This window comes from Streptococcus suis, assembly GCF_002964045.1.
In the GTDB taxonomy this organism is placed as follows: domain Bacteria; phylum Bacillota; class Bacilli; order Lactobacillales; family Streptococcaceae; genus Streptococcus; species Streptococcus suis_U.
Genome location: NZ_POPB01000330.1, coordinates 17213 through 30275, shown reverse-complemented (window position 1 = coordinate 30275; position 13063 = coordinate 17213). Strand labels below are relative to the sequence as shown.

At 45.2% G+C, this 13063-nt stretch carries 12 protein-coding genes; 8 read left to right on the top strand and 4 right to left on the bottom strand.

Going from position 1 to position 13063, the window contains the following annotated elements; all coding sequences use genetic code 11:
• Nucleotides 1-79: 79 nt before the first annotated feature.
• Nucleotides 80-2449: a ribonuclease R gene (gene rnr / locus C1E99_RS06665; protein ID WP_105207036.1), complete on the top strand. Its 2370-nt coding sequence runs from the start codon at nucleotides 80-82 to the stop codon at nucleotides 2447-2449.
• Nucleotides 2450-2451: 2 nt separating this feature from the next.
• Entirely contained in the window at nucleotides 2452-2919 is a 468-nt protein-coding gene (gene smpB, locus C1E99_RS06660; RefSeq protein ID WP_002935771.1) for an SsrA-binding protein SmpB, read from the top strand.
• A gap of 86 nt (nucleotides 2920-3005) precedes the next feature.
• Here smpB and C1E99_RS06655 read toward each other — a convergent pair whose 3' ends face one another.
• Nucleotides 3006-4049 carry a zinc-binding dehydrogenase gene (locus tag C1E99_RS06655; protein WP_105207035.1) on the bottom strand — a complete coding sequence of 348 codons (1044 nt, stop codon included), beginning with the start codon at nucleotides 4047-4049 and terminating at the stop codon, nucleotides 3006-3008.
• 155 nt (nucleotides 4050-4204) lie between these two features.
• Between C1E99_RS06655 and tehB the strand changes: the two genes are divergently transcribed.
• The 3 genes from tehB (at nucleotide 4205) to tpx (ending at nucleotide 8169) form a co-directional block, all read left to right on the top strand.
• Nucleotides 4205-5062, top strand: coding sequence for an SAM-dependent methyltransferase TehB (gene tehB, locus C1E99_RS06650; RefSeq protein WP_105207034.1), 858 nt, complete (start codon nucleotides 4205-4207; stop codon nucleotides 5060-5062).
• A gap of 91 nt (nucleotides 5063-5153) precedes the next feature.
• A complete protein-coding gene (locus C1E99_RS06645; RefSeq protein ID WP_105207033.1) occupies nucleotides 5154-7604 on the top strand; it encodes a heavy metal translocating P-type ATPase in 2451 nt (816 codons plus the stop codon).
• Between the two features lie 79 nt (nucleotides 7605-7683).
• Complete coding sequence (tpx, locus tag C1E99_RS06640) at nucleotides 7684-8169, top strand: thiol peroxidase (protein ID WP_105207032.1); 486 nt, start codon at nucleotides 7684-7686, stop codon at nucleotides 8167-8169.
• A gap of 67 nt (nucleotides 8170-8236) precedes the next feature.
• On the opposite strand, the gene C1E99_RS06635 is transcribed toward tpx, so the two are convergent.
• The 3 genes from C1E99_RS06635 to C1E99_RS06625 are packed head-to-tail and all read right to left on the bottom strand — an operon-like array spanning nucleotide 8237 to nucleotide 11211.
• A complete protein-coding gene (locus C1E99_RS06635) occupies nucleotides 8237-9118 on the bottom strand; it encodes a hypothetical protein (RefSeq protein WP_105207031.1) in 882 nt (293 codons plus the stop codon).
• Between the two features lie 12 nt (nucleotides 9119-9130).
• A complete protein-coding gene (locus tag C1E99_RS06630) occupies nucleotides 9131-9991 on the bottom strand; it encodes an ABC transporter ATP-binding protein (RefSeq protein ID WP_105207030.1) in 861 nt (286 codons plus the stop codon).
• Nucleotides 9992-9993: 2 nt separating this feature from the next.
• The gene (locus tag C1E99_RS06625; protein ID WP_105207029.1) at nucleotides 9994-11211 is read right to left on the bottom strand and encodes a hypothetical protein; all 1218 of its coding nucleotides are present in this window, start codon (nucleotides 11209-11211) and stop codon (nucleotides 9994-9996) included.
• Nucleotides 11212-11374: 163 nt separating this feature from the next.
• Here C1E99_RS06625 and C1E99_RS06620 point away from each other — a divergent pair, with 163 nt between their 5' ends.
• From C1E99_RS06620 to C1E99_RS06610, 3 genes are all read left to right on the top strand, one after another.
• Complete coding sequence (locus tag C1E99_RS06620) at nucleotides 11375-11710, top strand: helicase BlpT (RefSeq protein ID WP_105207028.1); 336 nt, start codon at nucleotides 11375-11377, stop codon at nucleotides 11708-11710.
• Nucleotides 11711-11770: 60 nt separating this feature from the next.
• Complete coding sequence (locus tag C1E99_RS15580) at nucleotides 11771-12091, top strand: DUF6978 family protein (RefSeq protein ID WP_416367536.1); 321 nt, start codon at nucleotides 11771-11773, stop codon at nucleotides 12089-12091.
• Nucleotides 12092-12211: 120 nt separating this feature from the next.
• Nucleotides 12212-12985 carry a DUF1828 domain-containing protein gene (locus C1E99_RS06610; protein ID WP_161951165.1) on the top strand — a complete coding sequence of 258 codons (774 nt, stop codon included), beginning with the start codon at nucleotides 12212-12214 and terminating at the stop codon, nucleotides 12983-12985.
• Nucleotides 12986-13063: the final 78 nt, after the last annotated feature.

The window sequence follows — 13063 nt, the reverse complement described above, 5'->3', positions numbered from 1 at the left end:
ATCAACCACTGCGTCTGGATATAACGCACACTAAGAGAAATAGTGCTAGGTTTTTATCCTGCACTCTGGTAATTACAACATGAAAAACAAAATTATAAACTATATTAAAGAAGTTGGTCCTATGACCATGGATCAACTAGCAGACCAACTTGGAACTAGTTCTGCTAAGAGTTTTACAGACTTGGTCAAGCTGGTTTCGAGCATGGAAGGTAGCCGTCAACTTGTCTTTGACAATGCGGGTCGAATTGCTCTGCCTGCTCCAAAAATCTCCAAGAATAAGGTGACCTTACAGGGTATTTTCCGTGCCCACAAGTCAGGTTTTGGCTTTGTGACCATTGACGAGGAGGAAGATGATCTCTTTGTCAGTCGTGACGATGTTAACTTTGCTATCGAAGGTGACAGAGTTGAAATTGCAATCAAAAAGGTTGCAGATCGTCTCAAGGGAACTGCCGCAGAAGCGGAAGTCATTGATATTTTGGAACATAGCCTGAAAACAGCGGTGGGCTTGATTGTTTTTGACGAAGACAAGCCTGAATATGCAGGCTATATCAAGTCTAAAAATCAGAAAATCGCTCAGAAGATTTACATCAAGAAATCACCTCTGGTATTGACCGGAACGGAAATCCTAAAAGTTGATATCGAAGCTTATCCAAACAAGAAACGGGACCACTTTGTTGCGACCATTCGGGACGTGGTGGGCCACAAGGACGATGTGGGGATTGATGTCTTGGAAGTCTTGGAGTCTATGGATATCGTGTCGGAGTTTCCAGATGAAGTCTTGGCAGAGGCCAATCGGGTACCAGAAAGTCCGTCTGAGAAGGACTTTGAAGGACGCTTGGACTTGCGGGATGAAATCATCTTCACTATCGACGGTGCGGATGCCAAGGACTTGGACGATGCGGTCCATATCAAGCAACTTAAGAATGGCAATCTGGAGCTAGGTGTCCATATCGCCGATGTCAGCTACTATGTGACGGAAGGCTCAGCCTTGGATCAGGAAGCTGTCAAGCGTGGAACCTCTGTCTATGTGACCGACCGTGTGGTGCCAATGCTGCCAGAACGCCTGTCAAACGGCATTTGTTCCCTCAATCCAAATGTGGATCGCCTGACCCAGTCGGCTATTATGGAAATTGACCGCAAGGGCAAGGTAGTCAAGCACTGGATTGGCCAAACAGTTATTAAAACGACCTTCCGTATGACCTATTCCGATGTCAATGACATGATTGCAGGCAACAAGGAAAAGCTTGCTGCATACAAGGCTATCGTGCCAAGTGTAGAGCTTATGGTTAAACTCCATGAAACATTGGAAACCATGCGCTATAAGCGTGGTGCTCTCAACTTTGACACGACTGAAGCCAAAATCATCGTCAACAAGGACGGTCTGCCCGTCGATATCCAGCTGCGTCAGCGGGGCATTGCCGAGCGGATGATTGAGTCCTTCATGCTGGCTGCCAATGAGTGCGTTGCCGAGCATTTTGCCAAACTGGACCTGCCTTTCATCTATCGGATCCACGAGGAGCCCAAGTCGGAAAAGTTACAGAAGTTCATCGACTATGCGACTAGCTTTGGTCTGACCGTCTATGGAACGGCCAGCTCTATCAGCCAGGACGCCCTTCAGGATCTCATGGAGCGGGTCAAGGATGAACCCTATGCGGATGTCCTCAACATGATGTTGCTCCGTTCCATGCAGCAGGCACGCTACTCGGAGCACAACCACGGCCACTACGGACTGGGTGCCGAGTTCTACACCCACTTCACCAGCCCTATCCGCCGCTATCCCGACCTGCTGGTTCACCGTATGGTACGGGAATATGGTCACAATCCTGTGGAAAAAGCAGAGTATTTTGAGCAGGTTATTCCTGAGCTTGCCAAGTCTTCGTCCAGTTTAGAACGCCGTGCCATTGAGGCAGAGCGGGAAGTTGAAGCCATGAAGAAGGCAGAGTTCATGCAAGAATTTGTTGGGCAAGAGTTTGATGGTGTCGTGTCTAGCGTGGTCAAGTTTGGTCTTTTTGTCGAGTTACCAAATACGGTTGAAGGTCTGATTCATATCACCAACCTCAACGAGTACTACCAGTTCCACGAGCGAACTCTGACCTTGCAGGGTGAGAAATCTGGTCGGGTCTTCCGTGTCGGTCAGCCAATTCGTATCAAGCTAACGCGGGCGGACAAGATGACAGGGGAAATCGATTTTGCCCACGTTCCGTCCGAGCTGGATATTGTGGAAAAAGCTCAGAAAGCCAAGCGGAGAACGGCTAGTCACTCCAACCGAGATCGTGATGATCGGTCAGGGCGAGGACGAGGTAAGCACCACAAACAAGAAGCTGCTGGTCGCGACAGCGGACGTCACAAGTCTGGGAAAGACCACAAGTCAAAAAGTGGCAAAAAAGACAAGAAAAAGAAACCATTTTACAAAGAAGTGGCTAAAAAGAATAAGAAGAAAAGGAGATAGGCATGGCCAAGGGTGAGGGCAATGTGATTGCACAGAATAAAAAAGCCCGCCACGACTATACCATTGTCGATACAGTGGAGGCGGGGATGGTCCTGACGGGGACGGAGATTAAGTCTATTCGTGCGGGGCGGATCAACCTTAAGGACGGCTTTGCCCAGATCAAGCAGGGCGAGGCTTGGTTGGTCAATGTCCATATCGCTCCCTACGATGAGGGCAATATCTGGAATCAGGAGCCAACGCGGACCCGCAAGCTCCTCTTGCGGAAGAAGCAAATCGAGTCTTTGGGCAATGAGGTCAAGGGAACAGGGATGACTCTGGTGCCCCTCAAGGTCTATATCAAGGACGGCTTTGCCAAGGTTTTGATTGGACTTGCCAAAGGGAAGCACGACTACGACAAGCGAGAGTCCATCAAACGCCGTGAACAAGACCGTGATATTAAGCGGACTATGAAGGCGATTAATAGTCGATAGAGGCTGGGAGAAATCCTGGTCTTTTTTGTTATAGGAAAACAAAAGCCCCAGACAGTTTCGAGACTATCTGGGGCTTATTATTTATCTTAATCCACCGTCACCATTGCTTTAATAGTTTTGCGGTTGGCCATGTCTTTGTAGGCTTGGTCGATATTGTCCAGGCTGTAAGTTTGGGTGAAAACTCGACCTGGATTGATGTGGCCTTTGAGGACGGCATCTAACAGGATGTCTTTGACATAGGTGGTCACGGAAGCTGCCCCACCACCGATGATAATGTTGGTGGAGAAGGTGGAGCCAAGTGCGTGGTTGCTGTAATGAGGCACACCAACAAAACCGATGCGACCGCCATTGTGAAGAACACCGAGGGCTTGGTCAATGGAGGCTTCTGTTCCGACACATTCGAGGGCCGCATCCGCTCCACCGCCTAGGATTTCACGGACTTTGGCAATGCCTTCCTCGCCCCGTTCAGCAACAACAGCTGTAGCGCCTGATTCTAAAGCCATTTGCTGACGATCTGCGTGACGGCTCATCATGATAATCTGAGAAGCTCCGCGCATTTTTGCAGCAATGACGGCACATTGCCCCACTGCACCATCACCGATAACGACGACCTTGTCGCCTGGTTTGACATCTGCTACGCGAGCTGCGTGGTAGCCTGTTGGCATAACATCTGCCAGAGTCAAGAGAGATTTAATCATGCCTTCTGAGTAGTCGCTCGGCTGACCAGGGACTTTGACCAAGGCCCAATTACCGTAGTGGAAACGGATGTACTGTGATTGGTAGTTGTTACCAAAGTTTTGGGCACCTGGATGGTTGTCACAGGTACCGTCAAAGCCTGTACGACAAGCATCGCAGTGTCCGCAACCGTGTGTAAATGGAACAATCACAAAGTCACCAGGAACAAGGGTTGTAATATCTTCGCCTACCTCTTCAACGATCCCGATGGCTTCATGACCGGAGTTGGCGTCGCCATGTTCGTGGGGAACATTCTCATCATAACGCCAAAGGTCTGACCCACAGACACAGGCCCGCACGACCTTGATAATGACATCATCCTTGGCTTGAAGACTTGGTTTTTCGATTTCTGCAACGGTCATCTTACCGGCTTTTTCATAAATAGCTGCTTTCATATTTATCTCACATTTACTGTGCAAGTAAATATCCTTTCTGATTGATAAGAACTATTATACACCTTGGAGTCAACTCCAAGTCAAGTAAAAAATAGGTTTGAATTCATATTTCCTTTGTGATAGACTAGAACTACTATTGACTAGAAGGAGAAATAATGACAGTTTTAGTTCCTTACAAACGCATGCCCATTTGGAATCAGGATACGGTTCCCCAGCATTTTTTGACCAAGCATAATACCAAGGTGGGCACTTGGGCCAAAATTAAGGTCTTGAAGGGCCAGCTCAAATTTGAGCCGATTTCAGATGATAATGAGATTTTGGGAGAATATGTTTATGGTCCGACAGACGATATTCCTTTTGTGGAGCCACAGGCTTGGCATCGGGTGACCCTGTTGACAGAGGATACGGAGTTTTTCTTGGAATTTTTCTGTCAGCCAGAGGATTATTTTGCCAAAAAATATGATTACACACGGACACATTCAGAAGTCTTGGAGGCCTTGAAAATCATCGAGCCCTGCAAGGTTTTGGATTTGGGTTGCGGTCATGGTCGCAATAGTCTCTATCTAGCCCAGCAGGGATTTGAGGTGACGGCGGTTGACAAGCACGTGCCGAGCATTCAGACGCTCTTGCAGGTCAAGGAAGCAGAGGATTTGGATCTACAAGCTGGGATCTATGACATCAACTCAGCTATTCTGGAGCAGGATTACGACTGGATTATCTCGACCGTAGTCTTTATGTTTTTGGAGAGGGATCGGGTGCCAGCTATTATCCGCAATATGCAGGAGCAGACACGGCCGGGTGGTTACAACTTGATTGTAGCAGCCATGGATACGGAAGATGCCCCTTGTCCTATGAATTTCTCCTTTACCTTCGGAGCGGGTGAGTTGAAGGAATACTATCGTGACTGGGAATTGGTCAAGTATAATGAAGACTTTGGTCAGCTCCATAAGCGTGATGAACATGGTAATTTCCTCAAAATGCGGTTTGCGACCATGCTAGCAAGGAAGAAGTAGAGGGCAACCTCTATTTTTTGAAACAAATTTGTTTACAAATGTAGTCGTTTTGTGTATAATGTGATTACAAATGTAGTCAAAGGAGAAAGATATGAAACAAGCTACCTATCCCGTTACAGGCATGACCTGTGCCTCTTGTGCCATGACAGTTGAAAAAGCTGTCGGTAAATTAGCAGGAGTAGAAGAAGCCAGTGTCAACCTAGCGACTGAAAAATTGAGTGTTAGCTATGATGAAAAGCTGTTGGGACTAGAAGATATTCGTCAGGCAGTTGAAAAGGCGGGATACCAGTTAGTCGATAACTTGGTGACCGAGTCTTATGACATTTCAGGCATGACCTGTGCTTCCTGTGCTATGACGGTTGAAAAAGCTCTGGGCAAACTAGAGGGCGTAGAAGAAGTCAGTGTCAATCTGGCAACAGAAAAGGCGACCATCCGTTATAGCCGTGATAGGCAAAATCCAGCTAGTCTTGAAAAAGCAGTTGAGCAGGTAGGCTATCAGCTGATTCGACCAGAAGAAGTAGAAGAGGCTGCGGACAAGGGACCGAGCAAGGAAGAAAAGCTGTGGCATCGATTTGTCTGGTCAGCAGTCTTTACCCTTCCCCTGCTCTATATTGCTATGGGTCCTATGTTGCCTTGGGGAGGGCTTCCATTACCAGCTTTGCTCCACCAACCGCTAGTCTATGCGATCAGCCAAGTCATCTTGCTCATCCCTATCCTCTATATCGGACGCAGTTTTTTCCAAAAAGGCTTTAAAACTCTCTTGCAAGGCCATCCCAATATGGATTCCTTGATTGCTGTTGGGACTGGGGCAGCTTTGGTTCAAGGTCTTTTGATGATTGCCTTTCTTCTGATGGGGAAAGAAGTAGCCATGCACGGTCACCATCCTGAACTGTATTTTGAATCAGCCGCCGTTATCTTAACCTTGATTACCCTAGGAAAATATTTTGAAGTAAGATCCAAAGGTCAGACTTCTGAGGCCATTAAGAAATTGATGGATCTTGCTCCCAAGACGGCCCAGGTCCTACGAAATGGGCAGGAAATACAAGTACCGATTGAAGATGTGGTAGTCGGTGACCAGGTCATTGTTCGCCCAGGTCAACAGATTCCTGTTGACGGTCAAGTTCTAGAAGGCCAGACACGTGTCGATGAATCCATGCTGACGGGTGAGAGCCTGCCAGTGAAGAAGGCTCTGGGCGATAATGTTTTTGGCGGTACCCTTAACCAGCAAGGCGCCATTACCATGCAGGCTACCAAGGTTGGTCGTGATACGACTCTGGCACAGATTATTCGCTTGGTGGAAGAGGCTCAAGGGTCTAAGGCCCCCATCGCCAAAATGGCTGACCAAGTATCTGCCGTCTTTGTGCCAGTTGTCATGGGCTTGGCTTTCTTGTCTGGTCTGGCCTGGTATTTCTTGGGGCAAGAATCATGGATTTTTTCACTTAGTATTATCATCGCCGTCTTGGTCATCGCCTGCCCTTGTGCTCTGGGTCTAGCAACTCCGACGGCTATTATGGTTGGGACTGGAAAAGGGGCAGAAAACGGTCTTTTGTTCAAGTCTGGACAAGCTATTGAGACCCTACAAGGTGTGAACACCATTGTCTTTGACAAGACCGGGACCATTACAGAAGGTAAACCCCAGGTGACAGACATTCATCTCTTGTCTACGAAAAATCGTGAGCAGGTCCTCCAGCTGGCAGCAAGTAGCGAGCAATTTTCCGAGCATCCTCTGGCTCAAGCTCTTCTGCAAGCTGCTCAGACAGAAAAGATTGATCTCTTGCCTGCCACTGATTTTCAGGCTCTTTCTGGCCGTGGTCTTTCGGTGATAATAGCAGAGCAGACCATCTATCTGGGAAATGAACGGTTGATGCGGGAACAGGGAATTGATGTTTCCCAAGGGCGTGCAGTTGCGGAGGCATTTGCCCATCAAGCCAAGACGCCTGTTTTCCTAGCCAGCCAGCGAGAATTACTAGCAGTCATTGCCATTGCTGATAAAGTAAAAGAGACCAGCCGTCAGGCTGTCCAGACTCTGCAAGCTATGGGATTAGAAGTGGTCATGCTGACAGGGGACAATGAAAAAACTGCCCAGGCCATTGCCAAGGAAGTCGGCATTGAGCAGGTGGTCAGTCAGGTCCTGCCAGATGACAAGGCCAACCAAGTCAAGCTCTTACAAGAACAGGGCAAGACAGTCGCCATGGTGGGGGATGGCATCAACGATGCCCCAGCCCTAGCTCAAGCCCATGTAGGTTTGGCCATTGGTTCTGGGACTGATATTGCCATTGAGTCTGCCGATATTGTTCTCATGCATAGTGACATTTTGGATGTGGTCAAGGCTGTCAAACTCAGCCAGGCAACCATGCGGACCATCAAACAAAATCTCTTCTGGGCCTTTGCTTATAATGTAATTGGCATTCCAATCGCCATGGGTCTGTTACATGTATTTGGTGGTCCTCTGCTCAATCCTATGTTTGCAGGTGCAGCCATGGCCCTCAGCTCAGTGTCAGTCGTCTTGAACGCTCTGCGATTGAAAACCTACAAACTATAATGAAAATACCAGTCAAAAAACTGGTATTTTTGCTTATAAACGCTTACAATAGTTATATTAAGTGCAAGGGAGATGTTTTATGACAACCTTTATTGGAAAACCAGTGACCTTGGTAGGTCCGCAGTTGCGAGTGGGAGACATGGCTCCTGACTTTGTCCTCATGGCCAACGACTTGAGTTTGAAAAGCCTGAAAGACTTTGGCAAGCAGACTAAGGTCATCAGTGTGGTGCCTTCTATTGACACAGGGATTTGCGATACCCAAACTCGTCGCTTCAATCAGGAACTGGCTGACCGTGACAATACGGTTGTCATCACCATTTCGGCTGACCTGCCCTTTGCCCAGAAACGCTGGTGTGGGGCTGCAGGTCTGGAAGATGCCATCACCCTGTCTGATTACTATGACCATGCCTTTGGTAAATCCTACGGTGTGCTCATGCGGGAGTGGAATTTGCTGGCGCGTGCGGTCTTTGTCCTTAATGCCGACAATGAAATCACCTACGTAGAATACCTAGACAATGTCAACGAACATCCCGACTATGAAGCAGCTTTGGAGGCTGTCAAATAAAAGAATATAACGATGTCTGAACGGGCATCGTTTTTTGCATTCAAAAAGCCACCATTTTCGCGATGGCTTATTTTCGCTTGTATGTTTGTAGGACTTTAGCAGTTGCTAATCGGATAAAGGTCAGATATAAACCTGTCACTCCAGCCATTACCAGCAGGAGTTTCTGTAATTGTTCCCTGACAGATATGGTAGATAGAGTATTTGTGCCGACAAGTAGAGGATAGTCTTCTTGGAAGGTAAATTGGAACTGATGTGCCAATATAAGTAGCATGAACAGGATGAGAGCATAGATAGCAACTTGTAGGAGAAAAGCAAGTAAGGTCAGGCTAGTGGCATATTGACCAGGAGATAGTCCGTTGATAAAGAGGAGACCACGATGTTTTGAAAGGTCAGTCATAAGGAGCCAGACTATCAAAGAGCAGATGACAAGGGGGATCATATAGATACTGGTAGGAAGAAGTTGCAAGAAGGTCATATAAAAGTCCTTAGGAGCAGTAGGGTAGTGAAAAGTAAGAGCTTGCTCTAGAACGTTTTTATAGACTGTGATACGTTCTGCCAGTTCGCTGTTCGTAAAATGGTTGATATTATGCCCCTTTGCCTCCCAGTTTTGCAAGGTCTGGTAGAGTTCTAACTCTGTTTCCAAGACCTCCTGACTTTTTCCTTGGATATGTTCCTTTTCTAAGTAGGTGGTCGTCAGTTCCAAGAGTTTTTTATAATAATCCATGCTTTCCTGGTCTAAGGCTTGGGCTTCCTTATCGTCAGCATACAAGAAGGTTTCAGCTTCTTTTTTGACTTGTATGATACGGGTTCGGTCCTCAAAGCGCAAGTTTTCGGCCTCTAGAACATTCCGATAGGACAGAGCAAGCGGGATAAGAGCCACAGCAGTCATGAGGGCTAGAAAAATAGCATTGCGTTTCAGTCGTAGAATGAAAAGGGACAATAGATTCATGGTCAAGCCTCCCTATTCAAATAGTTCTTTATAGATTTCTTCGGACTGGTGCTCCTGAATGCTAATATCTAGAATTTCCACCTGACACGCCATGACTTGGTCTAGGTAGAAATGCAGACTGTGAACACTGGTGTCTAGCTGAATGCTATCATTGGCCAAAGTCAGTCCCTTCATTTGCCCAAGTTTCTGATACACTGTCTGATTGTCACTAGTCTGAATGGCATATTGTCGCCCAACCTGTTCCAGTTTCCACTCAATGATTTTTCCTTGTTTGAGAAAGAGCAGTTGGTTGGTTAGCTGATCCACCTCGTTTAATTGGTGGGAAGACACGATAATGGTTGACCCATTCTTGGCTAGTTTCTGGAGCAATTTTCTGGTCTGGATGTAGCTGGTCGGGTCCAAGCCGTTCAAGGGTTCATCCAAGAGCATGACCTGGGGCTTGTTCATAATACCGATAGCCAGCAGGAGATGTTGTTTCATTCCCAGTGAATAATTTTTGACAGGGATCTTCACGTAATCACGGATACCGATTTCTTGAATGACTTCCTCAATCCGCTCTTTTGGTAAATCTTGGATAGTTTGGACCAATCGCAAATGCTCCAGCCCAGTCAATTCAGGGTAGAGGACCCGGTTGTCCTGCAGGTAGGCAAAGGTTCGATAGATAGTTGGGTCATTGTGTTTCTTGCCGTTTATAGAAATCTCTCCCGAATCAAAGGTTTGCAGGTTGGCAATGCAATCTAAGAGGGTTGTCTTTCCAGAACCGTTTGGTCCAATCAAGGCCCAGATCCCAGGCTCTACCAGTTCTAGGTTTAGCTGGTCTAGTATTTTCTTTTTCCCGTAGGATTTACATAGCTTGTGAATGGATAATCGCATGGTTAAACCTCACTTTTTCTTGTCAGGAGATAGAATTGTAGGCAGTAGATGAGCAGGTTACTGATGAGAAGAACCGTAAAGACTTTTGGAATGCTGTATCCTGTTAATTGATGGTAGATGATAGCACTTCCGTCTGCCAGATTGCCTGCATTCCATAGGCTAAATGGATTGAAGATATGGGGAAAGAAGTTGGCAGAGATGACAAGTCCTAGTGTGACCACTAGTCCAGCCAGTCCATTTTTTAAGACTCTAGCCAAGGTCTGTGCCACTCCCAGCAAAAATAGCAGGTAGAGATAGTGCATGCCACAGGCCAGCAAGATGACCTGGTAAATAGGTTTGATAGCTGTTTGGATTAGACTGAAATCAATTCCCTTACTGCTATAGGTGGTGACGGGATAAATCCAGCTACTATTGCCATTTAGCAAAAAAGCGATGAGCAAATGGCTCAGATAGAGGGTGAGAAAGAGGGCAGTATATAGTGTTAGGAAGGCTAGGTATTTATTGGTTGTCATTCGAATTCTAGTCAACCCCAGGGTCTGTAAGAGGCGAATCTGTCGGCTGGTTCCCTGCTGGTCTTTGATGAAAAAATTGGTGAAAGCCAGGAGAAAGAGGGGAAGGGTGATGACAAGGCCTAGCTGTTTTTGCCCCTGCCAGATTTCATGGCTAGTACCTTTTAAGGCCTGCTGGCCCAGGCTCTTGACGATTTCTCTATCTGTTGGTGTTTGGGGATTCTCAAAGGCTGTTAGGTAAAGCTCAGTTGGAAAGGCTGAGGGTATCTCCTTTTCAAGCAGATACTTGGACATCAAGAAGGTATTTTCGATGGTTTGTGGGGTAAAATCATAGCTTTGGTAGGAAAGGCTGATGTATTGACCATCCTTCTGATAGTGCTGGATATTTTTCTCATAAAAATAGGTCCAGTCCTCCTTCTTGACCGCTTCAATCTCCTTCTGGTGGTTGGCAATATAGTTTGTAAAGAATGTTTTTTCAGCCTGGTAATCCTCTTCACTGAGAGTTTGAGTCTGATACTGTGTTTCTAAATCTTGTATGATATTTTCAAAATTTTGGATAGACTCTTCATAGTGTTGGATGACCTTTAATTTGACCTGGCGATTGTGGTAGCCTGCTAGAAGGGAACTAGCTAGGATTACAATCAGCATGACCAAAATAGCGAACAAGTTTTTCTTGCTACGGAAAAATAGCTTTCCTTCAATTTGAAACATAGATACCTCCAGGGGAGAAATGATGAAGGGATAGATGAATAAATGTTTTATTTTCTACAATTATAATATCAACATAAATATAAATCAAGAAATTGTACAAATAACTTGAATATCTTTGTCTAATTTGATATACTAAATTCATCAAAAACAAGGAGGGTCTTTTATGGAAAAGACACAGATTATTCAAGACGTTTTGGCCCTCATTCAAGACTTGAATCGGGCCTTCCAAGCAGACAAGCTAGGAACAGCTGATGAACAACGACTCCAGCATAATCTGACAGAGACGACACGCATATTGTCGGAGGCAGAGTCTGTTACCAATTCTGAGCTGATTGCGATTGAGAAATTTTATCGTTCGACCAGTTTTTTGGTTGGACTGGGCGATCTGCGGTTGAGTGAGACTAGCAGGCAGGCTTGGAAGGCCTTTGATCGTTACTACTACCAAACAATCAGAGAAGAGTTAAAACTCTATGGTGGCTCTGCTATTGCCCAAGTATAAGGGATTTCCTTGATATTAGTAACAAATTTTGTTATGATTAGGGTAAGTGAGGTATAGTTAGTGGACCAAGTTTATTTTGATGAGTTATTGCGATGTTTAAAGATATTAAAGAACAATTCTCTAGAGTTTCCAGAACCAGGAACTCAAAATAAGCATGGGGTCTATAAACAAGACGATGCTAGTGAACAATTTGAGTTAGTTATCAATAGAAAAGGTCACCTCAATAAGTCGAATCTGACCTATCTAATGAGGTCCAAATCCTTGAATGGAATCCTCGTTCGTTTGGACTGTAATGGTACACCTCATAATGATGTACCTACTCCACATATCCATATTTTTGATGAGGAACATGATTTTGGTCGAATAGCAATCGGTCTATAGGATATTGAAGCCGATTTAGCTCATGACTTAATGGAGAGTTTGATTTACTTTTTAGACTATAATAATGTTCATCATGTTGGCATAAATATTCCTATGTTATAAGAGATGAGGGGAGGTGTGATGATGTTAGATGGATTGAAATTGGTCGATGACTATGTATCTTGGTATAAAAATAATGCCATTGTCAAGGATTTTTCTGATTACACACAGATTATCACGCCTTTTGTAAATCATATTAATGACCGTATTCAACTCTATTTACAAGCCTTACCAGATGGTAGGGTTAGGATATCAGATGATGGAGAGACATTATCTGAGTTGGAACTCATCGGTCTGGATTTGTCTACCAGGACTCGGGATCGCCTCAAGCAAGGAATATTGAGACAGTTTGCTACGAAAATTGAAGGAGATATCCTGTATATCGATTGTGAAATAAAAGCCTTTCCAAAATGTAAGCATAAACTGATTGAAACAATTATTCGAGTCTATGATCTTTTGAATACGAAACGATCTATTGTGACCAGTTTATTTTCGGAAGAAGTACAGACTTATTTTTTTGAAAATGAGTTTGGAGGAACTCCGAATGTCAAATTGACGGGAGAGTCAAGTATTGATTACCAGATTGACTACATAGTAGGGGCTAAAAAATCTCATCCAGAAGTTTGGATTCAGATTCTTAATCATTTAACCTATGATGCTGTAGCTAGAGTGAATACCATCTACGAAGATATTACTCAGGGGAGACAAGTGGAACTAGGTGTTAAAAAAATCATTGTTTTTAATGATTTGGAATCCAAAGGACAGCATAAGGCAGAGTTGATTGCTAAACAAAGGGATATTATCATTGCACCGTGGTCAAGTAAAGAGCAGCTCAAAAAGACAATTTTAACATAAGAGTTCAAGAGAGGTTTCAATTAGTTGACCTCTCTTTATGCTATAATAAGTAGTAGAATACAGCCGATAGAAAGAGAA